Below are 24,675 nucleotides of genomic sequence, written 5' to 3'. Positions count from 1 at the left end.
GTGACCAACTCCCTGTGAAGTTTCCGGTGTTGTTCCCGCATGGACGCGCTGCAGCGTCGACTGCTGCCGGGGCTGCGGCCCGAGTGCCGGGCCATGGCGGCATTCGGGCCGTCGCCCGGGCCGCACGTGTCGGTGAGACGACGGTCCGCAAGAGCGGGTCCGAGCTGGAGGCCTGCGAGGAGCCGTTGGATCGGGTGCGGCGGTCCCGGTTCAGCGGGGGGCGCGGTGGGGTGGGCCTGGATGTCGCCCGCGGTCAGCGCGGTGCCGTCCGGATGAAGTGCGTCTCCGGACCGAAGCGTTGCCGGTAGGCCGAGGGGGTGAGTCCCGTTTCTCGGCGTAGGAGCGTTCGGAGGTTGGCCGCGGTGCCGAGTCCGGTGTGGCGGGCGATGTCGTCGAAGCGGGTGTCTCCGCGTTCGAGGAGCCGGCGGGCGAGGGTGACGCGCTGCGCGGTCAGCCATGCGAGGGGTGTGGTGCCCAGCTGGGTGCGGAAGCGGCGGTGCAGGGTGGTGGTGCTGACGGCTGCCTCGGCTGCGAGGTCCGCGACGGTCAGAGGTGCGTCGAGCCGCTCCTGGGCCCAGGCCAGGAGCGGGGCCAGGGACTCGTCGGGCAGGTCGGGTAAGGGGCGTTCGATGAACTGCTTCTGTCCGCCGTCGCGGTGCGCGGGGAAGACGAGGCGGCGGCTGATGGTGTTGGCGGTCTCCGCGCCGTGGTCGCGGCGGATGATGTGCAGGCCGAGGTCGAGTGAGGCGGCGCTGCCCGCGGAGGTGAGGATCGTGCCGTCGTCGACGAAGAGGACGTCGGGTTCGACGCGGACGGCGGGATGGTGAGAGCGCAGGAGGTCCGTGCACTGCCAGTGCGTGGTGGCCCGGCGCCCGTCCAGCACGCCGGCCTCGGCCAGAGCGAAAGCGCCGGTGCAGAAGGAGACCAGCCGGGCGCCCCGGCGGTGGGCGCGGCGTATGACGTCCAGTACGGCGGGGTGGCGCGGCCTGCCGACGTCCGGCCTGCTCGGGATGATCAGGGTGTCGGCTGTTTCGGCGGCTTCGAGGCGCGCTGCTGCGGTGAGCGTGAAGAAGCGGTCGCGCATGACCGTGCGGTCGTGGGGCGTGCACAACGTGAAGTTGTAGAGGTCACGGCCGAGCTCGGGCCGGGGCAGCCCGAACAGTTCCGTGGCGCAGCCGAGTTCGAAGGGGTTGGTGTCCTCGTCCGCGATGACTGCCACCCGGTGCGGTCGGAGCCCCCGGGAAGCGGCCTGCAAGGATTCTTGCGTCATGCGCCACTTCTACCACTCACACCCAACGATGCCGGTGGCAAAGGATGAGATCAGGCTCGGCGAGCGGCGGGGGCCTGCGCGTCCTTGGATGCGTGGCATGCCCCTGCCGTCTCAGCCGTATCGGCTTCGGTGAGAGGAGTACGGGCAATGCGCCTGTTCTTTCGGCGTACTTCCGCGGTGACAGGAACCGCGACGGGTTCACATGCGGCCGTGAGGCGAAGAAAGGGCGCCGCAGTGCCGCCCGGGCGACGATGGCGCGTACGGATGACCGCGCTCCTGGTCACCCTGCCCAGTGCGGTCGTGACGCCGCTGCTCACGGCACAGCCGGCGGCTGCCGCAGCGACCGACAGCACGGTCTGCAGGCAGTCGCCGGACGGCGTCTTCCGCTGGGACGGAGGCACCTCCTGGACCCAGATCAGCGAACGAGGAACAGCCGACCAGATCTACGGAGGCGGAGCCGGACTCCTCCGAGCCGCCCCTGACGGCACCGGCATCTACCGCTACCAGGGCTCCGGACAGAACTGGGAACGCATCGGCACCGCCGGCCCAGGCTCACAGTGGGTCGTCACAGACAACGCCATCTACGGCCGATCACCCGACGGCGTCTTCCGCTGGAACGGAGGCACCTCCTGGACCCAGAGCAGCGAACGAGGAACAGCCGACCAGATCGCACCCTGCGCGGCCGTCACCACGGCTGTCGGATGGACCACCTACTCCGCCGACAGCGATGACGGCAAAGCCGTCCTCGAGATATGTGCGGGCTCTCAGTGGGTCTGCACCATGACCTACACCCCTCAGAGCTATCGCACCTTTCCGGGGCCGGAGCACCCTGTCGGAGACAGCGTCTTCAATTACACGTCGCAGACCGAGACTCATACCCTGAGCTGGTCGGACACTGTAGAGAGCTCGGACACGCTCGAGGTGAGCTCGTCCGCCAAAGCCACCATCTGGGGAGTGGCGGAGGTGGGAGTGAGCGCCACTTACAGTCACACCTGGGGCAGGTCAAGCACCGTGTCGGAGACCGAAAGCCTGCCAGTTCCAGGGTGCAGTGTGGGCTGGCTGGCCCGTGCCGCGGAAATGGGCACCGCCTCAGGGGACATCCACGTACATTTCGCCAAGGGTACCCACGTAGACGGCCACCGGGATTTCATGATCACCAATGCTGTCTTCACGGCACCTACCGGAAGCGGTTCCATCGTCGCCCGCTCTCGACCCATGACCGCGTCTGAAAGCACCTCGTGCCCGTGATGGCTGCCCCGGGGATCCGAAGTCCCGACCCGTTCCGTACCACCCAGGCCCGGGGTTGAAGCATTTTGATGCGGTACTCCCGGTTCGCTCGCCAGGCAGCGTTGGGAACTGATCTCCCGCACCGTCAGCGGCCTGACCGGCGACGAGCGGCACGTACGGCAATCGGTATCGCTGCGGACGTGTTCTCGGTACCGCTTGGCCAGCCGCTACCGCCCACGACCTCACGTTGGTCGTGGGCGGTGGTCCGTCCGCGGCGGAGATCATTTGTACACGGCCCGACGGCCGATTCACCACCCGCCCACGACCTGTCCCAGCATGACGGGGCGCCGGCCGGCCCGGTGGATCGCCGCACCCCGGACGGGAGACCGGCGGGTTCCCCGCCCGGGAGGTGCCCTCGGGCTCCCTCAGTCGAACCAGCGGTCCCGCGCCAGTTCCTCCGTGCGCGACGGGTCCTCCAGCAGCGCCGCCACCTCGAAGCGGCGCGGCCACTGGCCCGCCGCCCAGGCCAGGCCTGCGGCGACGCCCTCCAGCGTGGCGGCGTGGATGGCCCCGTCGGAGGTGCGGCGCCAGTCGAGTTCGACACCGCCGGCGAGGAGCTCCTCGTGTTCGACGTACGACACGGGCGTCGCCGGTCCCAGCAGCGCGTGCACCGACTCCGGCACCCGGTGCTCCTCGCCCACCGTCGTCACCTCCGCCTCGACCGCCTCGCTGAGCCGTCCCACCTGGAACAGCTCGGCCAGATCGGCCGCGCGGTCCGGCGAGACCGGCAGCAGCGGACGCCCTGCGGTCAGCGGCAGCAGATCGGGAGCGTCCGCGACCAGCGCGTCCGAGGCGTCCACCACCTGAACCTCCCCGTCGACGACCGCGCGCAGTTCGTCCGGGAGCGTCACCTGCTCGGGGTCCAGGTCCGCCAGCGCCGTGTACAGGGCGTGCAGTTGGGACGCGGTGACGGGGCGGTCCGCGTCGGCGAGCCGCCCCAGCAGCTCGGCCGCGCCGCCGGGCTCGTCCAGCAGCGCCGCGACGGACGTCCGGACGCCGAGCGCGTGCAGCACCTGCTCGTCCTCGAAGCCGGTCGCGTCGGCCGCGTCGTAGAGACCGACCAGCAGTGGATCGCCGCCCGCGGACCGCAGACCCGCCGGGCGGCGGCCGCCCAGCACCGGGTGCCCGCGCAGCCACCACGCCGTGTACGGCCGGACCGTCTCGGTCGTGCCGTCGGGCAGCAGCACCCGGACGGTCTGTGTCAGCGCGTCCCGCAGCGGCGGCCTGGCCAGCAGCGCGAGGGCCCGCGGCCACTGGTCGTCGTCCACGAGTTCCAGGTCGCGCACGGCGGCGATCTCCGTCGCGACCGGTGGAACGGGGGTGTCGGGCAGCCGGTCCAGGACGTCCTCGCACCACACGTCGACCGCGTCCAGCAGCCCCACGTCGTCCGGCTCGGCGAAGTCGCCCTCGCGGGGCTCCAGTTCGTCCGGGTCCAGCACGACGTCCGTGGCGCGGACGAGCGCGAAGTTCGCCAGGACCCCGCAGGCGGCGAGCGGCTGCTCGCCCCAGCGCTCGGCCAGCTCGGCGTCGACGAGGGCCAGCTCGTCCTCGCGCATCACGGACGCGAAGGAACTCCCCGGCAGCACCAGTTCACCGGCCGGAGCGAGCTCGCCGTCCTCGTCGGGCAGCGCCAGCGCACCCAGCCACGGCTCGTCGCCCGGCTCCAGCCCCGCGTCCCTGACGAGGGCGAGGACGATCTCCGCCAGCTCCTCGCTGTCCGGCGCGTCCTCGTCCCAGAGCCCGTCGCCGTCCTCCAGCGACGCGGCGACTGCGGCCCGCACCTGCGGGGTCGTCAGCACCGCGCGCGGTGTCGCGGGCAGCGCGCCCAGCTTCTCCAGCAGCGGATGAGCGGCGTCCTGATGGGCCACCTTCAGCCCGAACCGGGCCAGTCCGTCAGGGGTCTCGGCGGTCGGCAGCAGCACCTGGCGCGGGCCGATGGTGGTACGGGGCGCGCGGCGTGGACGCGGCTCCTCGCCCTCCTCCCCGGACGCCCCCTCGCCTGCGGCCTCCCCCGTACCGGCGAGCGGCACCGGCAGGCCGGACAGCCGCTCCGGGTCCACACCGGCGAGGCTGTCGTACAGCCGCCACCACCACGAAGGGTCGCGCTCGATCCCGGCGAGCCGGTCGATCGCCTCCGTCAGCGGGACCCGTGCGACACCGAGCGTCCGGAGCTCCACACGGCGCTCCAGACCGGCGGGCAGGAGCGTCGGCAGCACATCCGCCAGGACCCGTACGGTCTCGGCGCCGGCGCCCTCCACGACCTCGGCTTCCAGCGGCCGCAGTGCCACCACGTCCTCCGAGGGGACGGCGGGGGCGAGGAACGCGGTGCGCGGCAGCAGTTCCAGGATCGCCGCGCGCAGCGAGCCGTCCAGCTCGCCCTTGCCCAGCGGCCCGGGGACGAGGTCGATCAGCCCGGTCCCGGCCGGCTGCCAGTCGCCGAGCAGTTCGGCGTACGCGTCGGCCGCGCGCCGCACCAGGAAGTCGGTGAGCGGGCCCGGAGCGGGATGGCGGCGGGCGGTGTCCAGCGGCAGGGAGGCGATCAGCAGCGCGGGCACGCCGAGCGGCTCGTCCGTCGGGGTCGGGGCGTGGACGACCGGCGCGGTCGCCGGGTACGCGGGCATCCCCTCGGAGTCCACGGGAACCGCCCAGGTCACGGTCCAGTGCGGGCGCAGCCGCTCCTCCACCGGCCGGTCCGCGAGCAGCGCGGGCTCGACGGGCCCGTGGTGGCTGACGACCCGCCAGCGGTTCAGCCCGCGGGCGCTGTCCTCGATGTGGACGTGGTCGCCGTGCTGCGAGCGGCGCAGGGTCCTGACCCCCTCCGGGGTCTCCACCACGATCTCGGTGAGCCCCGGCAGGGTCAGCAGCAGCGCGTCGTCGATCCCCGCGAGCAGCCGGCCGACCAGGTCCTCGGCGATCCCGTCGCGCAGCGGCAGGATCACGACCGTGTCGTAACCGTCGGGTGCGGTGCCCTCGGCGGGCAGCGGAAGCCGCAGCAGCGGTACGTGGCCGTCGCGACGGCGGAGCTCGTCCCCGAGACCGGGACCGGCCTGCGCCGTCTGCGCGGCGAGTTCCCGGGCCTCGGCCAGCGACCAGCGGACGCCGCCGTGCCGGCCGACGACGGCGGGCTCGTCGCTCACGGCCAGCACGGCGGCGAAGCCGACGCCGAACCGGCCCACGGCGGTCCGGTCGTCCTCACGCTTCGCGGACGCCCGCAGCGTCGACAGCGACTCCACACCGGCGGCGTCCAGCGGGGCGCCGGTGTTGGCGGCGACGAGCGTGCCCCGGTCGAGGGTGAGCCGGAAGCGCCCGGGGACACCGGCACGGGCGGCGGCGTCGGCGGCGTTCTGGGCCAGCTCGACGATCACACGATCGCGGTAGCCGCCGAGCGCGAGGTCCTCCTCGGCGTTGGCGTCCTCACGGAAACGCGCGGGGCTCGCGCTCCAGGCGTCGAGCACCCCACGCCGCAACCGCGCCGTCCCGAACGGGTCGGCCCCCTCGGTCGTCCTGACGCTCACGCCTGTCTCCGCTCTCTGATCTGTTCCGGCTTGCCCGGCGGGTTCCCCGCTGTCGCGGCTGTTCCGGCCGCGCGGGTCACAGCCCCGTCCCGGGGCCCGAAGGTACCGCGTCGCGCGCGCCCCCGCGCGATCGCTCCGCTGAGGGCTCGCATCGCACACCCGGGTGGCGTGGTGCGGGCGGAGGGGTTCGCGGTGGCGGTGTCACCGCCTGCGCGGGCGGGGTGGCCCTGACGCGGACCACGCCGGGGCCGCCCGGAGCGATCCCGCGGTGTGGCGAGGCACGCCGGACGGAGGCGATGTCACATCCAGATCCGGCCAATCCGCCGAAAAGAGACAACCCACCACAATATCGGTTACCTCTGAGTACACGGACGTGGGATCGATCTCCGATCTGAACCTGGCTCGGGGGGTTGCGTTCGTCATGCCAACATCGCGCCAGCTGAAGGAGCTCGGGAAGTTCCTCACCGTGCGCCGCGCCGAGATCGCTCCGGCCCAGGTGGGGCTGCCCGTCGCAGGGGTCCGGAGGACCCCGGGACTGCGCCGGGAGGAGGTCGCCCTGCTCGCCGGGGTGGGCGTGTCCTGGTACACGTGGATCGAGCAGGGCCGTGCGGAGAACGTCTCCGCGGAGATCCTCTCCGCGATATCACGTGTCCTCAATCTCGACGACACCCATCGCCATTACGTCCGGCGTCTCGCCGGACTGGGCTCGGACCACGCCGGCGCCTCCACACTGCCGGACGCCGAGTCCCTGCAGCCGTACGTCGACAACTGGCTGCCCAATCCGGCCTACATCGCCGATCGCGTCTGGAATGTGACGGTCTCCAACAGGACCGCCCGTGAAGTGCTCGGAATGGACGGCGGCTCGGGAAACATCATCCGCGATTTCTTCACCCACCCGGACACTCGTCGCCGATACCCGGCCTGGGAACAGGACGCGCCCACGGTGGTGGCCCGTTTCCGTTCCCACGCTGCGAGTTATCCCGGCGACCCGCTGCTCGCCACCGAAATCGACCGCCTGCGCGGCGAGAGCCGGGAGTTCTCAGACCTCTGGAACGCCCAGGACGTCCAGGAGGACTCCTGCGGCATCGACCTCTTCGAGCATCCCGACACCGGGGAGATCTCCCTGAAGCGCACCACGCTCGACTTCACCGTACGACTCGGCCTCAGACTCACCGTCTTCTTCCCGGTCCCCGGCACGGGCGCACAGCAGTCGATCGAGCGGCTGGCCTCCCACCTCCCGGACCGGACCCGGCTCGGTCACGTGACCTGAGGGCAGTTCCCCGGTCCCCCTTAGGCCGGGTCCGCAAGGAGCGGGCAGGCCACTCCTGGGTGCCTCTGCACTGACTCCCCGTCACGCCCTGGCGCACGCTGGACTCAAGGGGGCCGGATACCGCTCACACTGCCCGGCCCCTCCTCGTGCCGCACTCGACGCGGCCTGCTTGAGGCGTGGCGCGCCCCGGCAGCGGAGGAGCCTGTTGGCGGCGCCAGTATGTTGACCGCGCACTGGTTGGCTTCGACGCCCGGGTCGATGATCTTTCCATGTCGCATTCCCAGTCCCCCGAACCTCACCCCGAATGACGGGTAAGCAAAAGGCGATCCTCATCGTCCTGCTCGGCGCGCAATTCATGTTCGCCGTCGACTTCTCGATTCTGACCGCTGCTGCTGGGCGGTCAGCTGGGCGAGGCGCTGCTCGGCCATCACCGCGGGTTCACCGGGGTGGAGCTGAGGGACTCCGGTGTCCGCCGGGCACGGATCAAGGCCGGCGCGGTCCCGGTCGGACGGTCTCTCGGGTTCCCCGTCTCCGCCCGGCTGATTGCCGAGGCGGCCTCGCCCGACCCCGGCCGGACGGTCTCCGTCGTCGACGCGACCGTGGGGGGCCCTGACCGTACGGGGCGAGCTCGACCACTCCGGCGTACACCGCGGCGCCCGCGCCGGGACGGCCGGAACCGGTCTCCGGCCCCCGAGCCGGGCACGTACCTGCGAGAGGCCTACGAGTGACCCAGGTCCTCGTCCTGCGCGATCGTCTCCACGTGGTCCGGGACCGAGCCGCTGTCCGGTGCCGGGCGAAGCGGGAAGTCGTCCGACCGCATCGAGTCGAGCACGGGCGCCGCCGGCCGCGGCGGCTTCGGCATGACCGCCGCCTCGGAGTGCCCGCCGCACCCGTACGACAGCGAAACGACCCGTCCGTCCGCGGGGGCGAACTCGTTCGCGCACACCCCGAACGCCTGCTTGAGCGATCCCGACAACGGCATCAGGAAGCCGCAGGACTGGCACGACGCCGGCGCGGCCTGCGCCATCGGCGTCTTCGCGCCGAAGGAGTCCTCCCAGCGGTCCGCGGCGACGTGCAGGCCGTAGCGGGAGAGGACCCGTGCCCGGCGCATGCCCAGTTCCTCCGCCACGGAGGCGATCGCACCGCGCGACGGGGCGCGGGTCACGATCTCCGCGTCCTCGGCGTCGACGCGGTCGGCCATCTCCTCGGAGACCGCCGCGTTCGGCGGCGGCGCGTCCTCACCCGAGTAGCCGGGCTCGAGCCGCAGGTCCTCCGCGTCCGTGGGCAGCAGATCGCCCGGCCCCAGGTCGCCCGGCCGCAGCCGCTCGCTCCACGGCACCCACTCCGGCGCGAGCAGCGCGTCCGGGCCCGGCAGGAGCACGGCCTCGTCGACCGTGACGTTCTTCGCGCGGGACGCGCGGGCCACCGTGACGGCCCAGCGCCAGCCCCGGTAGCCGGCCTCCCGGCACTCGAAGAAGTGGGTGACGACCCGGTCGCCCTCGGACACGAGCGAGACGTGCTCACCCACCACCCCGGGCGCGGCCGCCTCGTCGGCAGCCGTCCGGGCGAGGTCTACGGCCTCGGCGCACAGACGGTCGGGGGTACGGCTTCGCGTCGTCGCAGCACTCACAGGTCTCGCTTCTCTCCTACGCCGTCTCACGGGTGCGCCTGGCCGATTCGCGATGTACGAGCAGCGGGCGGAGCGGACCAGAGGGCCGCATCGACGTCCGCACCCGGGCACTCTGTCTCGGGCACACCTACCGTCACCCATTCTGCGGGATGGCGAAAAGGCGCGCGGCCGGGAACTACCGCCGGTGGCGCGCTACGCACGCTACCCCCTCTGTGGCGTGCCGCCCACCTGCCCGTCCGAATCCCGGTTCGGGTCGGCGGCGGGTAGGGCACTATGACGACGTGACAACCGCGAGGTCGTCCGGCGCTCCCGGGCCGCTGAGCAGGGCGTGCCGAGCCGTCGGCCGCGCCCTGCACCTGCCGTTCACCCGAACGGCCAGAGGCATTCGACGGGCCACCCACGCGCACGGCGCGGGCGAGTCCGGACTGGGCAAGCTGATCGAACTGCACGCGGTCAACGGCGCCGGGGACGTCATGATCACCGTGGCACTGGCGTCGACCGTCTTCTTCTCCGTCCCCACCGACGAGGCCCGCGGGCGGGTCGCGCTCTACCTGGCGATCACCATGGCCCCGTTCACGCTGCTGGCCCCGGTGATCGGCCCACTGCTGGACCACCTTCCGCACGGCCGCCGTGCGGCGATGGCAGGCACGATGACGGCCCGCGCGCTGCTGGCGCTGACCATGTCGGGCGCGGTCGCGACGGGCGGCATCGAGCTGTATCCGGCGGCACTCGGCGTACTGGTGTGTTCGAAGGCCTACGGAGTGATCCGCAGCGCCGTCGTACCGCGTCTGCTGCCGACGGGGTTCGCCCTGGTGAAGGCGAACTCGCGGGTGACGCTGGCCGGGCTGCTGGCCACGGGCATCGCCGCGCCGATCGGCGTCGGCCTCCAGCAGATCGGCCCCGCCTGGCCGCTGTACGGCGCGTGCGCGATCTTCGTCGCGGGCACGTTCCTCTCGTTGAGCATGCCACCCAAGGTCGACTCGGCGAAGGGCGAACGGAAGGCGCACATGCTGACGCACGGCGAGCGGAAGCCGAGTCTGCGGACCGTCGGCCCGTCCGTGCTGCACGGACTGCAGGCGAACGTGGCCCACCGCATGCTGTCGGGTTTTCTGATCTTCTTCCTGGCGTTCCTGCTGCGCGTCCATCCGCTGGCGGGGCAGAGCGCGGCCGCCTCGCTGGTGATGGTGGGTGTCGCCGCGGGGATCGGGAACGCCTGCGGAACGGCGATCGGGGCCTGGGTGCGCAACCGGCCTCCGGAGGTGATCGTCGCCACGGGACTGACGCTGGCGCTGTCCGCGGCGGTGCTCGCGGCGGTGTTCTTCAGCCCGCTGATGGTGGCGCTGCTGGGCGCGGTGGCCGGGCTGTCCCAGGCGCTGTCGAAGCTGTCCCTGGACGCGATGATCCAGCGCGACGTGCCGGAGTCGGTGCGGACCTCGGCCTTCGCCCGTTCGGAGACGCTCCTGCAGATGTCGTGGGTGGTCGGCGGGGCGATCGGGATCTCGCTGCCGCTGAACAGCGTGGTGGGCATGTCCGTGGCGGCGGGCATCCTGGCCCTGGGCGCGGTGCTGGCGATGCGCGGACTGCTCGTGGCGTCCCGCCGCAGCACGACGGCGCCGAGCCGGGTCACGGTGGCGCCCCGCGTACGGTGAGGCGGGCCGCACGGCGGGCTCCGGAGCAGGGGTCCCACCGCGCGTGGCGAGGCCCGTACGGACGGCGGAGGGCGGACGGCCGGGCCGGCGGACGGGCAGCCGCGGGGCGCCCGGTGGGGGGCCTTGCGGGTGCCCCGGCCGGGCCCGCTCCGGCACGTCCCGCTCCTGGCCGGGCCGCGCCGGGGGAGCCATCGGAGACGCCACGCCGCACCCCCGCGCTGCGGGACACCGGGCGCCCGATAGCCTTCGGACCATGACCGTTGCGTTCCTCTCCGGCAAGCGCCGCCGGGCCGCCGCCGCCCTCGGTGCCGCGTCCGCCGGCCTCCTCGTACTCTCCGCCTGCGACAAGCCGACGCCGCTCGCGACCGTGACGGTCGGGACAACCTCGGTGCACACCGAAGCCGCCTGCTACAACGACGGCCAGGCCATCAAGGAGTCGCAGATCCAGGACTGCCTCAACGAGAAGGCCGAGAAGTCCATCACGGTCGCGCCGGACGACAAGATCCGCTTCGGTGTCGACCCCGAGATCGCCGAGAACGGCTGGACCATCTTCATCGGCGGTGAACGCGCCGAGCAGGAGCCCTACCACAAGACGTACCGGACGATCCCGGCCAGCGCCTTCTTCACCAGCCCGACGACCGGTGAGCCCTCCAGCTCCGCGCAGGTGTCCATCGTGGAGACCTCGGGCAAGAAGCTGACCGGCATCTGGCACTTCAAGCTGGCCCAGGACTGAGGCACCCGCCCCGAACGGCTCAGCCATGCGCGTACTCGTCGTCACCGCGGTGCGGGCGGAGGCCGACTCCGCCGCCGCCGGGCTCGCACCCGACCGGCCCCTGACCGCCCACCGCATCCCGGGTGGGCACACCCTGCGCCGCTGCGCGGGCGCGGGGACGACGGTGGACGTCATGGCCGGGGGCGTCGGTCCCGCCGCCGCGGCGGCGGCAACGGCCACCGCCCTGACGGCCGCCGCGGCCGCACCCGGCGTCCCCCCGTACGACCTGGTCGTGTCCGCCGGGATCGGCGGCGGATTCGCGGGCGTCGCGCCGCCGGGCACGCTCGTGGTCGCGGACGCGATCGTCGCCGCCGACCTGGGCGCACAGACATCCGACGGGCATCTGCCCGTGGAGGAACTCGGCTTCGGGCGTTCCGTGCACCCGCCCGCCGCGCTGTCGGAGCGGATCGCCGAGGCACTGGACGCGGTGCACGGGCCCGTCCTCACGGTGTCGACCGTCACCGGCACCGCCGACCGTGCCGCCGAGCTGACCGCACGTCACCCCCGCGCCGCCGTCGAGGCGATGGAGGGGTTCGGGGTCGCCGAGGCCGCCGCGACGCACGGCGTTCCCGTCGTCGAGATCCGCGCCGTGTCCAACGCCGTCGGCCCCCGCGACCGGGCGGCCTGGCGCATCGGCGAGGCCCTGGACGCACTGCGGAGCGCTTTCCGGCTGCTGCGCCCCGTCCTCGAGGAGGAGGCACGATGAGCAAGATCAAGATCGCCTACTCACCCTGCCCGAACGACACGTTCGTCTTCGACGCGTGGGCGCACGGACGGGTCCCGGGCGCGCCCCGCCTCGACGTGACGTTCGCGGACATCGACATCACCAACGGCATGGCCGAGCGCGGCGAGTTCGACGTCCTGAAGGTCTCCTACGCGGTGCTGCCGTACGTCCTCGATGAGTACGCGCTGCTGCCCTGCGGCGGCGCGCTGGGCCGGGGGTGCGGCCCGCTCGTACTCACCAGGGAGCCGGGCGCGGACCTGAGCGACGCGACCGTCGCCGTGCCGGGCGAGAGGTCGACGGCGTACCTGCTGTTCCGGCTGTGGGCCGCGGACGTGCTGCCCGAGGGGGTCAGCCGGGTCGTCGTCCTGCCGTTCCACGAGATCATGCCGGCCGTGCGGGACGGCAAGGTGGACGCCGGACTCGTGATCCACGAGGCACGGTTCACCTATCAGGAGTACGGCCTGAACTGCCTCGCCGACATGGGCGACCACTGGGAGTCCACGACCGGACTGCCGATCCCGCTCGGCGCGATCATCGCCAAGCGTTCGCTGGGCCCGGAGCTGCTGGACCTCCTTGCCGAATCCGCTCGTACGTCTGTCCGCATGGCCTGGGACGACCCGTTGGCGTCGCGCCCGTACGTGATGGAGCACGCCCAGGAGATGGACCCCGTCGTCGCCGACCAGCACATCGGGCTCTACGTCAACGAGTTCACCGCCGACCTCGGCGAGGCGGGCTACGCGGCCGTCCGCGGCCTCCTCACGCGTGCCGCGGCCGAGGGGCTCGTACCTCCCCTCGGCCGCGAGGCGTTGTCCTTCGTCGGACCGCGCCGCCTCTGACGCGCGAACCTCGGCCCGGCCGCGGTGCCGTCGGAGGGGCGGCGCGGTGCCGGTCAGACGTCGAGCTGGTCGGCTACCGCGCGCAGCAGGCCCGCGATCTTCTTGCCGTGGGCCTTGTCCGGGTAGCGGCCGCGCTCCAGCTGCGGGGTGATGTTCTCCAGGAGCGTCGTCAGGTCCTGCACGATCGACGCCAGCTCGTCCGGCTTGCGGCGCTGCGCGGCGGCCACGGAGGGGGTCGGGTCGAGGACCGTGACCGAAAGCGCCTGGTCACCGCGCTGTCCCGCGACGACGCCGAACTCGACCCGCTGACCGGGCTTCAGGCTGTCGACTCCGTCAGGAAGCACCGACGAGTGGACGAAGACGTCGCCGCCGTCGTCGCGGGAGAGAAAGCCGAAGCCCTTCTCGCTGTTGAACCACTTGACCTTGCCGGTAGGCACGTCTGTCCTCGTCCTCGTACTCGTCGGGAATTGCGAAAAACGGTCTGGATAGCACTGCAGCGGGCCGCCCGACCCGCCACCACACAAGGCTAATGGTCCGAGGGCCACTGACAAGACGTCCCCGGTGGTTCCTACGCGCTGGGAACTACCCTGGTCGGGTGACTCATGAAACCCAAGCGAATTCGGCCGGTCCCGGCGACGGGCTGGTCCGTGCCGGCGCGATCGTCTTCATCATCGGCGCCGTGGCCACTCTCGTCACCGTGGCCCCTCTGTTCCTCGGCACCGAGCCGTTTCCGACGGCCGCGTACCTCGTGAGCATGCTGATGGGCGTCGGCTTCCTGATCGCGGGCACCGGCGTGCTCCGGTCGATCGCCGCGCAGCGCCGTCAGGCGCGCTCGTCCGCGCCGTCCGCCCCCTCCGCGTAAGAGCAGCGGTCAACGCCGGTCGGCTCCTGCGCGGTCAACGCCGGGCGGCGCCACCGCGCAGGAGCAGCGATCCGCGCCGGTGCGTGAGGGCCGCCGCCTTCCTCCGCACAGCGGCTTCCGTCAGGCTGTCGCCGCCGCGCCCGCGTACCCGGCGAGCCAGGCGGGGAACGCGGTGAGGTCGGGGAGGACGACGTCCGCGCCCGCCACACGCAGCTCCCGCTCGTCGCACGGCCCGGTCGGCACGGCGACCGACAGCACCCCCGCGGTGCGCGCGCCTCGGACGTCCCCGACATGGTCGCCCACGTACACCAGGGCGTCGTGCTCGCGCAGCGCCTCCGCCTTGGCCTCCGCCCACAGCCATCCGATGACTTCGTCGGGCTCGATGCCGAGATGGGCGAGGTGAGTCCTGGCGTTCGGCTCGTGCTTGGCGGTGACGACGATCGCACGCCCGCCGAGCGCCCTGACCGCGGCGACGGCCTCCCGGGCGCCGGGCATCGCGGGGGTCGGGGATATGGCGTACTCGGGGTAGAGCTCGCGGTAGCGGTCGCTCATCTCCAGGATCCGGTCGTCCGGGAACCAGTGCGCGAGTTCCTGCTCCAGCGGCGGTCCCAGCCGGGTGACCGCGAGGTCGGCGTCTATCCACACGCCGGTCTCCGCGGAGAGCGCCCGGTAGGCGGCCCGGATCCCGGGACGCGAGTCGATCAGGGTCATGTCGAGGTCGAAGCCGACGGTGAGCGGTCGGGTCAGCGGTTCCGAGGCCATGGGTGCCATTGTGCCCAGGGTCCGGAGGGGCCCGGGTGACGGGGGCCCGGGGTGCATGGGTGCCCGGGTGCCCGGGTGACGGAGACCGGAAAGGCAGCGCCGGAGGACACCGGCACAGGACGCCGGGTCCGGAACACCCCCGGAAGCCTGACGCAGGACACCGGTCCGGAACACGCCCGGGGTCGGGTCGTGGAGCACCGCGCGGGCGGTGGCTCGGGACGTGGCCCCACGATGGCCGCGCCCGGTCGCGCACCCACCGCGAGAGCCGACGCTCGGGACGTGGCCACCCGCGTACGTACGCTCGACGCACCGCACCACACGCGCCGCCCCGTCCCGCACGCACGGGCGCACGGACGCACGGCCCGCCTCGGGCACGACGTCAGCGGCGGCGGGCGCGCCAGAGGAGGAAGAGGGCGGACGCCACCGCCGCACCACGCACGACCCACGGCCACGCCCCCGTCAGCGCCTCCCGCATCGCGTCGCCGCCCGGGGCGATCGGGTCGCCCCACCGGCCCTCGACGCGGCCCCAGATCCAGACCGCCGCGCTCGCGGCGACGAGCCCGGGGATGCCGAGGACCGCGAATTTCGCCTCGGTCCGGGAAAGGGCGCGCGTGGCGTAGGCGAGGAGCCAGCCGCCGGCCAGGGCCACCAGCGATCCCAGGACCGCGCCCGCGGCGAGGAGCATCGCGGCGAACAGCACCATGGGGTTGCCGAGCGCGAGGCGGACGCCCCCGCGGGACGGCGCGGGCGCGACCGGGGGCGCCCCCGCGGAAGCACCGGTGCCGCCGGAGGCGGCGTCGGAGCCCGGGGCACCCGCCGCCCCGGCGCGCCGCCACCGCGGAAACCGTCGGCGCCGCGCCGTACCCTGCCGCTCCGGCCCGCCGGCGCCACGCTCGCCGTCTTCCTCGTCCTTCCGCGGCGGCCGCAGCAGATCCGGGACCTCGACCCCGCCGACGAACGCGCCGAAGCCGGCCTCGTCGGGACGCCCGCGTTCGATCCTCCACCACTCGGGCTCCCGGGCCCCCGGGACCGTTCCGGGAGTGGCCGGCCCGGCGGACGCCTCCACGGCTCCGGCCTCCGGCGTCCCCGACCTCTGCTCGGGCACGGACGCGGGAGCCGTCCCGGCGGCGGGCTCCGTCCCGACGGTCCCCTCCGGGGAGGGGCGGCGGCCGGGTTCGGGGCTCGCCCCGTCCACCACCTCGTCGGGGCTGCCCAGCCGTCCCAGGATGTGCTGGACGGCCGCCGGGCTGTCGGTGCCGTACTTGGCACGCTGCCGGTCGATCTCGTTACGCAGCGACGACACGAGCTGCATCCTGGTGCCGGAGGACAGCTGACGCTGCTGCGCCAGATCGCCGACCCGGCTCAGGTAGTCGAAGACAAGCTGATCGCTCTCGATCCCCACGGTTGCCCCTCCACAGCGTGCCCGTCCCGGCGCCCGGTCCTGACGTTAGCGCCTGGGCAGGGGCTAACGTGGGGCGGATGGGGACCGGTGAGCTCGATCGGGAGGCGCACGTGCCCGCAGGAACGGCCGCAGGGACACCGGCAGGACGGCCCGCGCGTGAAGCGGGAGGCACCGCGGGCGCGACGGGGCGCCCGCACGGCGGCGCCACCGCGCACACGCCCGCGGATACCCACGGCGGCAAAGCCGGGCACTCGGTGCCCGGCGCCCACGGCCGCACGGACGCGCCCCCTGCCACCGCCGGCCTCGCCACCGACCGCTCCGGCACCGCCGCCCCGCCCCGCACCCTCGCCGAGGCCCTGCGGAACCGCGGCGACCGGGGGCTGGCCACGCTGCTGCGCGCCCGCCCGGATCTGCTGAGCCCGGTGCCGAACGATCTGACGCAGCTCGCGACCCGCGCCGGTACCCGTGCCTCGGTCATCAGGGCACTGGAGCGGCTGGACCGGTTCACCCAGCAGACCGCCCAGTCCCTTGCCGTGGCCGCGGAGCCCACGTCGTACGGGACGCTGCTCGCGCTGCTCGGCGGCGACGACGGCGACCCCGCGGTCGAGGCGGCGCTCCCGCGCGCGCTCGGCCTGCTGCGCGAGCAGGCGCTGGTCTGGGGCGACGACGACCGGCTGCGGCTGGTGCGGACCGCACGCGAACTGCTCGCCCCTTCCCCGCAGCACCCGTCTCCGACGGGTCTCGGCCCGACGGTCGCCGAGGCCACCTCGGGGATGTCCCCGGGCCGGCTGCAGGAGATCCTCGCCACGGCGGGGCTGCCGACGACCCATGACCCGGTGTCGGCCGTGGCATCGCTGACGTCGCTGTTCACCGAGCGGGAACGGATGACGGCGCTGCTGGACTCGGCGCCGACGGAGGCTTTGGCGGTGCTGGACCGTCTGGTGTGGGGCCCGCCGTACGGGACGGTGGCTCCGCCGGGCGGCTCCTCGGGCGCGGCGGACTCGACGCCGGTGCGGTGGCTGCGGGACCGGGGCCTGCTGCTGCCCTCGTCGCCGCGGACGGTGGTGCTGCCGCGCGAGGTGGCGCTCCATCTGCGCGGCGGACGGGCCCACCGCGAACCGGAACCGGTGGCGCCGGAGGTCCGGGTCGCCGCCGAACACCGTCCACAGGTTGTGGACAGCACGGCGGCAGGTCAGGCGTACACCGCGCTCTCCACCGTCGAGGAGCTGCTGAAGAACTGGCAGACGGGCGGGCCGGCGGTGCTGCGGGCGGGCGGCCTGAGCGTCCGCGATCTGAAGCGGACCGCCGCCGCGCTCGACGTCTCCGAGCAGATCGCCTCGTTCTGGCTGGAACTCGCCTACGCGGCGGGCCTGCTGGCCTCCGACGGCGGCGAGGGTACCTCCCGTGCGGGCACGGCTGCGGGGCAGGACGAGCGGTTCGCGCCGACGCCCGCGTACGACGAGTGGCTGGACCTGCCCGCGGCCTCGCGCTGGACGGCCCTCGCAACGGCCTGGCTCACCGCCACCCGGACGCCCGGACTGGTCGGCGGTCAGGACGCCAAGGGCCGAACGCTCGCGGCGCTCGGCCCGGACCTGGACCGCGGTGCCGCCCCCGAGGTGCGTCACCGCGTCCTGGCCCTGCTCGCCGAGCTGCCCTCGGGCGCCGCCCCGGACCAGGACTCGGTCCTCGCCCGGCTCCGCTGGGAGCGCCCGGTCCGCACCCCGGCACCGGCTCCCGGCGCTCCCGAACCCTCCGATCTGCGCTCCCGCATCGCGACGTGGACCCTGACCGAGGCGGAACTCCTGGGACTGACCGGCCGCGGCGCCCTCTCCACCGCCGCCCGCACCCTGCTGGCCGCCCCGGCGACACTTCCCGCCCCGGCACTTCCCGCAGCGGCACTTCCCGCGACGGGCGAACGTGCCGGTGAACAGCCGGGCGCCCGCACGGTCCCGGGCACGCCGGACGCCCGGCACGAGCGGGCCGGGGACGGCCCCGCGCAGCCCGCCCCGCACAGCCACGCCGCTCTCGCCGCCCGGGCCGCGCTCGCCGCCGAGGTGATCGCTCCGCTGCTGCCCGAACCGCTCGACCACGTACTCCTCCAGGCCGATCTCACCGCCGTCGCGCCGGGCCCGCTGGAACGCCCGCTGGCGGAGGCCCTGGGCATCCTTGCGGACGTGGAATCGAAGGGTGGCGCGACGGTGTACCGGTTTACGCCGGCGTCCGTACGGCGGGCGCTCGACGCCGGGCAGGCCGCGGCGGACCTGCACGCCTTCCTCGCCAAACACAGCCGTACCCCGGTGCCGCAGCCGCTGAGCTACCTCATCGACGACGTGGCCCGCAAGCACGGCCATCTGCGCATCGGCGCCGCCTCCGCCTACGTCCGCTGCGACGACGACGCACTGCTCGACGAGATCATGGCCGACCGCCGTTCCCGGAGCCTTCGAACGCGCCGACTCGCGCCCACCGTGCTGGCCGCCCAGGCCGACCCGGCCACCCTGCTCGAAGGACTGCGAGCCATGGGATACGCCCCTGCGGCGGAGTCCGCGGAGGGCGATGTGCTGATCATCCGCGCGGACGCCCACCGCACCCCGCGCCGCACCCCGCCGGTGCCCGTTCCGGACGGGCCGCCCGCCCCGGACGACACGCTGCTCGCCGCCGCGGTGAAGGCGATCCGGGCGGGCGACCTGGCCGCCACGGCCGTACGGAAGCCCGCACCGCACACCGGCGCGGGCGAACTCCCCCGCACCACCCCCGCCGAGACCCTCGCGACCGTGCAGGCGGCCGCGCTCACCGGGTCCGCGATCTGGATCGGGTACGTCAACGCCGACGGGGCGGCGAGCCAGCGGGTCATCGCCCCGGTCCGCGTCGAGGGCGGATTCGTCACCGCGTACGACCACACCGCCGACGAGGTGCGCACCTATCCCCTGCACCGCATCACCGGCGTGGCCGAGCTGGCCGACGAACGGGCCTGAGCGCCCGCCCCGTCCACGGCCCGCACGAGACGGGCGCCCAGGCGCCCCGGCGATTCCGCGAATCATGCGGACGAGGGCGGCGGTTACCGCTCGGGAGTGATCAATTCCCACTGAGGGGCGACCTTCGGCATTCCGGCTCCGGGCCATGGGCAGCCACCCGGCGTCCCATCTGACGATCCCGGGCCGGTCGGGCCACGGGACAGCCGGAAGGAAGGTCATTCCATGCGTCGTGTCACCAACGTCCTCGTCGCCGCAGCCGCGTTCCCGGGCGAGACGGCCGCAAGGTCCGCGCCGGTCGGCATCGATCCCGGCGGCGGACTCACGCGGTAGCCGGGTCCGCGGGCCGGGGGTCGTTCGTCCGTGGGGGGAGCCGGCCCAGACCGGCCCCCAGAGGGGAGGGGCCGGGAGGGGCACGGGCCCGGACGGGGAGGGGGACGGAAGGGGACACGGGCCGGACGCTGGGAGGGGTGCCGGACGGGGAGGGGTGCCGGACGGGGAGGGGGGCCGGACGGGGAGGGGTGCCGGACGCTGGGAGGGGTGCCGGACGCTGGGAGGGGTGCCGGACGGGGGGGCTGGCGAGGCCGGCGAGGAGACGCGGCCCGGTCGCTCAGCCGACCGAGCGACCGGGCCGCGGCGTGGCTTCGGGACCCCGAGGGGCGAGCTGCGGTCTTCTCCGGGGCGGGCCTTCGGGTCCGGCCCCGGAGCGGCTTCCGGTCAGGCCCCGCGGCACGTCCCCGGCAGCTTCGTGAGGGGGGCGACGGCGCCGGCACGCCGGTGGAGGAGAGGGGGCGGGCTCGGCGGCCGCGGCCGTGTCGGAGAGTGAGGCCGGCGCCACCCGGTCGCAGAGAAGGCCGCACTCACGCAGGATCGGCTTTCCGCCCTCGATGACCTGGCCGAGCAGCTGGGGTTGCCGAGCAAGCTCCGCAGCGTCGTCGTGTACCACTGCTCGGAGTCACTGCTTTTGCCCGTGATCTGGCGTGAGGAGTGGCCGGGCGACGGGACGCCTTCCTTGTTGAGGTCGTTGCTGATCTGCGTGAGGGAGTCCTTGGCCAGGACCCGTTCCACGATCTTCCTGATCGTCTTGGCCTCGTCCTCGTTGACCGCGGGGACCTTGCCCGCCCCGTTGGGGTCATGGGCGACCATGCAGCCGTACGGGCCCCGGCCGCCGGTGCAGCGGCCCTCGCGGCGCAGGTGCTCGTGGGCAGTGGACACCCGCGTGCCGATGGTGTCGGACTCCAGCTCGGCGAAGACCGCGATGACCTTCGCCATGGCCCGGCCCATGGACGGCGTGAGGTCAAGAGGTTCCGTGGCCGATGCGAGCGCAACGCTCTGGTGCTCGGCGAGTCATGATCTCCGCGAAGTCGACCGTCGAGCGCGCAAGCCGGTCGATCTTGAAGAACACGATCACGTCCAGCTCGGCGAGCCTGGTCAGGATGCGTTGCAGTCCCGGCCGGTCGAGGCCACGAGAGAAGCCCGAGACATCGAAATGTCCTCCTCGGCGACTACGACCTCCCCGCGTGCCTCGCACAACGCTTCACAGGCCGCGCGGCGGCGTTCGGGCGAAGTCGTCTCGTCGGTTTCGCGCGATAGGCGAACATAGACAGCGGTGCGCATCCCCGGCGCGCCGGCCGGGACGCCCTTCCGGCGTCGGGCACGGGGCATAGCCCGTGCTGTGACAGGCGTTGTTTCTGTCATGAGACGACCCCATCTCCGGAGGTATGTGTGTCCTGCCTAATCGTCCAGAGCGACAAGACCCTCCTGCTCGAGGTCGACCACGACCAAGCCGACGCCTGCCGCCGCGCCATCGCACCCTTCGCCGAGCTGGAGCGCGCCCCCGAGCACATCCACACCTACCGCGTGACACCGCTCGGCCTCTGGAACGCACGGGCGGCCGGACACGACGCCGAGCAGGTCGTGGACGCACTCGTCGAGTTCTCCCGCTACCCCGTCCCACACGCGCTGCTCGTCGACGTGGCGGAGACCATGGCCCGCTACGGCCGCCTCACGCTCGTCAAGCACCCCACCCACGGCCTGGTGCTGACCACGACCGACCGGCCCGTGCTGGAGGAGGTCCTGCGTTCCAAGAAGGTCCAGCCACTGGTAGGCGCCCGGATCGATCCGGACACGGTCGTCGTCCACCCCTCCGAGCGCGGTCAGATCAAGCAGACGCTGCTGAAGCTCGGCTGGCCCGCCGAGGACAACGCCGGTTACGTCGACGGCGAGGCCCACCGCATCGACCTGGACGAGTCCGGCTGGGCCCTGCGCCCGTACCAGAAGCACGCCGTCGAGGGCTTCTGGCACGGCGGCTCGGGCGTCGTCGTGCTCCCCTGTGGCGCGGGCAAGACCCTCGTCGGCGCGGGGGCGATGGCCCAGGCGAAGGCGACCACCCTCATCCTCGTCACCAACACCGTCTCCGCCCGCCAGTGGAAGCACGAGCTGGTCAAGCGCACCTCGCTGACCGAGGAGGAGATCGGCGAGTACAGCGGTGCGAAGAAGGAGATCCGCCCGGTCACCATCGCCACGTACCAGGTGCTGACGACGAAGCGGAAGGGCATCTACCCGCACCTGGAGCTGTTCGACTCCCGCGACTGGGGCCTGATCGTCTACGACGAGGTCCATCTGCTGCCCGCGCCGGTCTTCAAGTTCACGGCGGATCTGCAGGCCCGCCGCCGGCTCGGCCTGACGGCGACACTCGTGCGCGAGGACGGCCGCGAGTCGGACGTCTTCTCACTGATCGGCCCGAAGCGGTTCGACGCTCCCTGGAAGGAGATCGAGGCCCAGGGGTACATCGCGCCCGCCGACTGCGTCGAGGTCCGGGTCAATCTGACGGACTCCGAGCGGCTCGCCTACGCGACGGCGGAGACCGAGGAGAAGTACCGCTTCTGCGCCACCACCGACACCAAGCGGAAGGTCACGGAGGCGCTCGTCCGCAAGCACACGGGCCAGCAGACCCTGGTCATCGGCCAGTACATCGACCAGCTCGACGAACTCGGCGAGCACCTGGACGCGCCCGTCATCAAGGGTGAGACGCCGAACTCCCAGCGGGAGAAGCTCTTCGACGCGTTCCGGAACGGCGAGATCTCGGTCCTGGTCGTGTCCAAGGTCGCGAACTTCTCGATCGACCTGCCCGAGGCGACGATCGCGATCCAGGTCTCGGGCACCTTCGGCTCCCGCCAGGAGGAGGCCCAGCGCCTCGGCCGCGTCCTGCGCCCGAAGGCGGACGGCCACAAGGCCCACTTCTACTCGGTGGTGGCCCGCGACACGATCGACCAGGACTTCGCGGCCCACCGCCAGCGCTTCCTCGCGGAGCAGGGGTACGCGTACCGGATCGTGGACGCGGACGACCTGTCGGTGGACGGCTGACGGCTACGCGGCGGGCGGCCTCGTCCTTCCGGACGGACGGCTTCCCGGCGGATGAAGGCCGGGGCGCCGGCCGCCTCTGCCGATGCCGGACCCCTGGGATCCGTTGCTCGCTACCCTGGTCCCTGGCGCAGGACCCCGGCGCAGGACCCCGGTCCGGGGGACGGCTGCGGATGACCGGACCGGTAGGTGCGACGAGGCCGCTGTGCGCCACGGGACCGACACACACCAGAGGCGCCGGTACACACGACGAGGCCGGTACGCGATACGGCCCGAGGAGAACTCGATGCCGCACCACGACAGCTACGAGGTGCTCTTCACGGAGTCGGCCGCCCGCGACCGCGACCGCCTGGACCCGGTGCGCCGTGCCTCGTTCGACAAGGCGGTCGAGATTCTCGCCCGCGACCCGTACACCGAGCACTCCCGCCCGATAGGCCCCGGCGAACAGGACCGCGAGATCCGGCTGACCTCGCAGGTGGTGGCCGAGTACATAATCTCCCGGGGGCGGCTGCTCCTCGTCGTCCTGCGGATCTTCGACGACGCGGACATCCTGCTCCCGGAGAGCTGACGTCACCGTGCCCGCCGGACCGACCCGGCGGGCACGGCCCTGCCTGCGGCGGCAGGCGCCACGACTGCCGCAGGGGTCAGCCTGCGGCCCTGGTGCCCGCGCCCGCCGCCGCGTCGCCCGCCGCTTCCGTCCCCGGGGTCCCGCGCTGCCCGGGCAGCCCGCCGTCACGGTCGCCTCCGTCGCACGCCCGGAAGACCGCGATCGCCAGGACCACCAGCCCCAGCGGCGCGTAGGGGGACGCCAACGGCTGGTGCCACCACGTCAGTCGGAGGTCCAGATCCCCCGCGTGGGGTACGAGCCACATACTGCGCGCCAGGAAGACCACGGCCATCAGCGCGGCGGTGCCCCTGCGCCCCTCGGCGATCAGGACCGCCAGCAGCGGGACGCACCACACCCAGTGGTGGGACCAGCTGATCGGCGCGACGAGCAGTGCGGCGAACGCGACGGCCAGCACGGCCCAGCGCTCCGGCGCCCGGCGGGCGGCCCACAGTGCCGCGACGGCGACGGGCAGCGCCGCCGCCCGCACCGCATCCGGTTCCGTCGTGCGCAGTAGGCGCGCGAACACCCCCTGCAGCGACTGGTTGTCGACGATCCACGCCTTGCCGATCCGGTCGGCCTCGAAGATCTGCCGCGTCCAGAAGTCAGCGCTGGCCTCGGGGAGGACGAGCGCACCGAGCAGGACGGTGCCGGCGAGGGACGCGAGCGCCGTGAGCCCGGCGCGGCGGCGTCCCCTGATCAACAGCAGGACGACGAAGACGGCGGGAGTGAGCTTCACACCCGCCGCGACTCCCAGGGCGAAGCCCTTGCCGACCGCGTCGTCCGGCCGGGAGAGGTCCCACAGCACCAGACACACGAGTGCGAGGTTGATCTGGCCGAAGACGAGGGTCTGGAAGACGGGTTCGAGCCACAGCCCGAGGGCGGTGGCTACCAGCACCGCGGGTACGGGGGCGGACAGCCCGGCGAAGCGGCAGGAGAGCCGGACGAGCAGGGCGAGGAGCAACGCGTTCCCCACGACGAAGACGACCTTGAGGGCGGCGACGGGCAGCCAGGTCGTCGGCACGAACAGGATGGCGGCGAAGGGCGGGTAGGTGGCCGGCCACTGCCAGTGCGTGACGGTGAAGCCGTAGAGGTCCGTGCCGTTGGCGACGGCCGCTCCCTCGGCGCGGTACACCAGGGTGTCCGCCATGGGGATGCGCTGAGCGACGCAGAGCGCGGCCAGGCCGGCGAGCGAGAGGACGAGAAGGACAGTCGCCGGGAGCGATCGGACGGTCACGGTCCGGTGCGGAAGCGTCACGGCCGCGACCCTAGTGGATCAGCGGGCGGCGGTCCGTCGGCCGAGGCCACGGCCGGTACGCGGTCCGCCGACGGCACGGGCCCAGTCCACGGCCGGGCGGACGGAAGGCCACGGCGGGGCAGCGGGGCGGCGGGGCGGCGGGCGGAAGATCACGTCACACCGGCCGGGCGGACGGAAGGCCACGGCGCGGCGGCCCGCCAGGAGCCTCCGACGGGACCCGCCCGCCTCAGAGATGGCGGCGGACGCCGGCCTCCTCGCTGTACTCGCCGAGGACCGCGACGCCGAAGGCCGTGGTGACGAAGACCCTGACCGCGCGCAGCGCGTCGCCGAGACGGTGGGTGCGGTGGGCCGGGGCGCCGGTGGCGGTGGCTCCGCGACCGGGCCGGGACGCTGGGGTGAGGGTGGCTGCACTCATGGGACCAGAATCGGTTCTCGGCGTCCGCGACACATCGACCTGCGGGCTGAACGCCGGTCGCGGACGCGTACGACTTCAGATAGAGGG

The 24,675-nt window shown here is 73.2% G+C and carries 21 protein-coding genes and 2 pseudogenes; 12 read left to right on the top strand and 11 right to left on the bottom strand.

Annotation, left to right across the window (positions count from 1 at the left end; genetic code table 11):
* Positions 1–14: 14 nt before the first annotated feature.
* Positions 15–224, top strand: a pseudogene (locus QMZ92_RS16735) (ISAzo13 family transposase); the annotation flags it as partial.
* 29 nt (positions 225–253) lie between these two features.
* Here the strand turns inward: QMZ92_RS16735 and QMZ92_RS16730 are convergent.
* The gene (locus tag QMZ92_RS16730; protein ID WP_283298180.1) at positions 254–1,270 is read right to left on the bottom strand and encodes a GlxA family transcriptional regulator; all 1,017 of its coding nucleotides are present in this window, start codon (positions 1,268–1,270) and stop codon (positions 254–256) included.
* Positions 1,271–1,534: 264 nt separating this feature from the next.
* On the opposite strand from QMZ92_RS16730, the gene QMZ92_RS16725 reads away from it, so the two are divergent.
* A complete protein-coding gene (locus tag QMZ92_RS16725) occupies positions 1,535–2,518 on the top strand; it encodes a hypothetical protein (protein WP_283298179.1) in 984 nt (327 codons plus the stop codon).
* A 404-nt stretch (positions 2,519–2,922) separates the two neighbouring features.
* Here QMZ92_RS16725 and QMZ92_RS16720 read toward each other — a convergent pair whose 3' ends face one another.
* Positions 2,923–6,072 (bottom strand): sacsin N-terminal ATP-binding-like domain-containing protein, encoded by a 3,150-nt coding sequence (locus tag QMZ92_RS16720; RefSeq protein ID WP_283298178.1) that lies wholly within the window; start codon positions 6,070–6,072, stop codon positions 2,923–2,925.
* A 421-nt stretch (positions 6,073–6,493) separates the two neighbouring features.
* On the opposite strand from QMZ92_RS16720, the gene QMZ92_RS16715 reads away from it, so the two are divergent.
* Both QMZ92_RS16715 and QMZ92_RS36380 read left to right on the top strand, forming a co-directional pair.
* Entirely contained in the window at positions 6,494–7,342 is an 849-nt protein-coding gene (locus QMZ92_RS16715; RefSeq protein WP_283298177.1) for a helix-turn-helix domain-containing protein, read from the top strand.
* A 446-nt stretch (positions 7,343–7,788) separates the two neighbouring features.
* Positions 7,789–8,070: a hypothetical protein gene (locus tag QMZ92_RS36380; protein WP_502962073.1), complete on the top strand. Its 282-nt coding sequence runs from the start codon at positions 7,789–7,791 to the stop codon at positions 8,068–8,070.
* Here QMZ92_RS36380 and QMZ92_RS16710 read toward each other — a convergent pair.
* Positions 8,061–8,972 carry a DUF3027 domain-containing protein gene (locus QMZ92_RS16710; protein ID WP_283298176.1) on the bottom strand — a complete coding sequence of 304 codons (912 nt, stop codon included), beginning with the start codon at positions 8,970–8,972 and terminating at the stop codon, positions 8,061–8,063. The genes QMZ92_RS36380 and QMZ92_RS16710 overlap by 10 nt on opposite strands.
* Positions 8,973–9,253: 281 nt before the next feature.
* Here QMZ92_RS16710 and QMZ92_RS16705 point away from each other — a divergent pair, with 281 nt between their 5' ends.
* The 4 genes from QMZ92_RS16705 (at position 9,254) to QMZ92_RS16690 (ending at position 12,953) form a co-directional block, all read left to right on the top strand.
* Positions 9,254–10,621 carry an MFS transporter gene (locus QMZ92_RS16705; protein ID WP_283298175.1) on the top strand — a complete coding sequence of 456 codons (1,368 nt, stop codon included), beginning with the start codon at positions 9,254–9,256 and terminating at the stop codon, positions 10,619–10,621.
* Positions 10,622–10,874: 253 nt separating this feature from the next.
* On the top strand, positions 10,875–11,354 hold the full coding sequence (locus QMZ92_RS16700; RefSeq protein WP_283298174.1) for a DUF2771 domain-containing protein: 480 nt from the start codon (positions 10,875–10,877) through the stop codon (positions 11,352–11,354).
* Between the two features lie 25 nt (positions 11,355–11,379).
* Positions 11,380–12,099 carry a futalosine hydrolase gene (locus QMZ92_RS16695; protein WP_283298173.1) on the top strand — a complete coding sequence of 240 codons (720 nt, stop codon included), beginning with the start codon at positions 11,380–11,382 and terminating at the stop codon, positions 12,097–12,099.
* Entirely contained in the window at positions 12,096–12,953 is an 858-nt protein-coding gene (locus QMZ92_RS16690) for a 1,4-dihydroxy-6-naphtoate synthase (RefSeq protein ID WP_283298172.1), read from the top strand. Before QMZ92_RS16695 ends, QMZ92_RS16690 begins: the two co-directional genes overlap by 4 nt.
* Before the next feature lie 53 nt (positions 12,954–13,006).
* Here QMZ92_RS16690 and QMZ92_RS16685 read toward each other — a convergent pair whose 3' ends face one another.
* Positions 13,007–13,390, bottom strand: a complete 384-nt coding sequence (locus tag QMZ92_RS16685; RefSeq protein ID WP_017946048.1) for a cold-shock protein — start codon at positions 13,388–13,390, stop codon at positions 13,007–13,009.
* Positions 13,391–13,548: 158 nt separating this feature from the next.
* Here QMZ92_RS16685 and QMZ92_RS16680 point away from each other — a divergent pair, with 158 nt between their 5' ends.
* Entirely contained in the window at positions 13,549–13,815 is a 267-nt protein-coding gene (locus QMZ92_RS16680; protein WP_283298171.1) for a hypothetical protein, read from the top strand.
* A gap of 120 nt (positions 13,816–13,935) precedes the next feature.
* Here the strand turns inward: QMZ92_RS16680 and QMZ92_RS16675 are convergent, their stop codons facing one another.
* A complete protein-coding gene (locus tag QMZ92_RS16675) occupies positions 13,936–14,577 on the bottom strand; it encodes an HAD family hydrolase (RefSeq protein WP_283298170.1) in 642 nt (213 codons plus the stop codon).
* Between the two features lie 379 nt (positions 14,578–14,956).
* Positions 14,957–15,979: a hypothetical protein gene (locus QMZ92_RS16670; RefSeq protein WP_283298169.1), complete on the bottom strand. Its 1,023-nt coding sequence runs from the start codon at positions 15,977–15,979 to the stop codon at positions 14,957–14,959.
* A gap of 110 nt (positions 15,980–16,089) precedes the next feature.
* On the opposite strand from QMZ92_RS16670, the gene QMZ92_RS16665 reads away from it, so the two are divergent.
* Positions 16,090–18,951: a helicase C-terminal domain-containing protein gene (locus QMZ92_RS16665; protein WP_502962072.1), complete on the top strand. Its 2,862-nt coding sequence runs from the start codon at positions 16,090–16,092 to the stop codon at positions 18,949–18,951.
* A 714-nt stretch (positions 18,952–19,665) separates the two neighbouring features.
* Here the strand turns inward: QMZ92_RS16665 and QMZ92_RS16660 are convergent.
* From QMZ92_RS16660 to QMZ92_RS36375, 3 genes and pseudogenes are all read right to left on the bottom strand, one after another.
* Positions 19,666–20,163, bottom strand: coding sequence for a recombinase family protein (locus QMZ92_RS16660; RefSeq protein ID WP_349307731.1), 498 nt, complete (start codon positions 20,161–20,163; stop codon positions 19,666–19,668).
* A pseudogene (locus QMZ92_RS16655) lies at positions 20,137–20,274 on the bottom strand (recombinase family protein); the annotation flags it as partial. The gene QMZ92_RS16660 and the pseudogene QMZ92_RS16655, both read right to left, overlap by 27 nt.
* Entirely contained in the window at positions 20,246–20,479 is a 234-nt protein-coding gene (locus QMZ92_RS36375) for a recombinase family protein (RefSeq protein WP_502962071.1), read from the bottom strand. The gene QMZ92_RS36375 and the pseudogene QMZ92_RS16655, both read right to left, overlap by 29 nt.
* 194 nt (positions 20,480–20,673) lie before the next feature.
* On the opposite strand from QMZ92_RS36375, the gene QMZ92_RS16650 reads away from it, so the two are divergent.
* Positions 20,674–22,314, top strand: coding sequence for a DNA repair helicase XPB (locus tag QMZ92_RS16650; protein ID WP_283298167.1), 1,641 nt, complete (start codon positions 20,674–20,676; stop codon positions 22,312–22,314).
* Between the two features lie 283 nt (positions 22,315–22,597).
* Complete coding sequence (locus tag QMZ92_RS16645) at positions 22,598–22,879, top strand: type II toxin-antitoxin system RelE family toxin (protein ID WP_138054564.1); 282 nt, start codon at positions 22,598–22,600, stop codon at positions 22,877–22,879.
* Positions 22,880–22,955: 76 nt separating this feature from the next.
* On the opposite strand, the gene QMZ92_RS16640 is transcribed toward QMZ92_RS16645, so the two are convergent.
* Both QMZ92_RS16640 and QMZ92_RS16635 read right to left on the bottom strand, forming a co-directional pair.
* The gene (locus QMZ92_RS16640) at positions 22,956–24,173 is read right to left on the bottom strand and encodes a glycosyltransferase 87 family protein (protein ID WP_502962070.1); all 1,218 of its coding nucleotides are present in this window, start codon (positions 24,171–24,173) and stop codon (positions 22,956–22,958) included.
* A 226-nt stretch (positions 24,174–24,399) separates the two neighbouring features.
* Entirely contained in the window at positions 24,400–24,588 is a 189-nt protein-coding gene (locus QMZ92_RS16635) for a hypothetical protein (RefSeq protein WP_283298166.1), read from the bottom strand.
* Positions 24,589–24,675: the final 87 nt, after the last annotated feature.

Origin of the sequence: Streptomyces sp. HNM0645 (assembly GCF_030056615.1) — a bacterium.
GTDB classification, from domain to species: domain Bacteria; phylum Actinomycetota; class Actinomycetes; order Streptomycetales; family Streptomycetaceae; genus Streptomyces; species Streptomyces marianii.
The sequence above is the reverse complement of the archived record's forward strand: the minus strand, read 5'-3'. Positions and strand labels throughout refer to the sequence as shown.

What these genes read in the sequence shown, in the direction of transcription:
- QMZ92_RS16695 (WP_283298173.1), top strand. Translation starts at nt 11,380, where the DNA reads ATGCGCGTACTCGTCGTCACCGCGGTGCGGGCGGAGGCCGACTCCGCC.
- QMZ92_RS16700 (WP_283298174.1), top strand. Translation starts at nt 10,875, where the DNA reads ATGACCGTTGCGTTCCTCTCCGGCAAGCGCCGCCGGGCCGCCGCCGCC.
- QMZ92_RS16675 (WP_283298170.1), bottom strand. Translation starts at nt 14,577, where the DNA reads ATGGCCTCGGAACCGCTGACCCGACCGCTCACCGTCGGCTTCGACCTC.
- QMZ92_RS16635 (WP_283298166.1), bottom strand. Translation starts at nt 24,588, where the DNA reads ATGAGTGCAGCCACCCTCACCCCAGCGTCCCGGCCCGGTCGCGGAGCC.
- QMZ92_RS16690 (WP_283298172.1), top strand. Translation starts at nt 12,096, where the DNA reads ATGAGCAAGATCAAGATCGCCTACTCACCCTGCCCGAACGACACGTTC.
- QMZ92_RS16730 (WP_283298180.1), bottom strand. Translation starts at nt 1,270, where the DNA reads ATGACGCAAGAATCCTTGCAGGCCGCTTCCCGGGGGCTCCGACCGCAC.
- QMZ92_RS16645 (WP_138054564.1), top strand. Translation starts at nt 22,598, where the DNA reads ATGCCGCACCACGACAGCTACGAGGTGCTCTTCACGGAGTCGGCCGCC.
- QMZ92_RS16715 (WP_283298177.1), top strand. Translation starts at nt 6,494, where the DNA reads ATGCCAACATCGCGCCAGCTGAAGGAGCTCGGGAAGTTCCTCACCGTG.
- QMZ92_RS16725 (WP_283298179.1), top strand. Translation starts at nt 1,535, where the DNA reads ATGACCGCGCTCCTGGTCACCCTGCCCAGTGCGGTCGTGACGCCGCTG.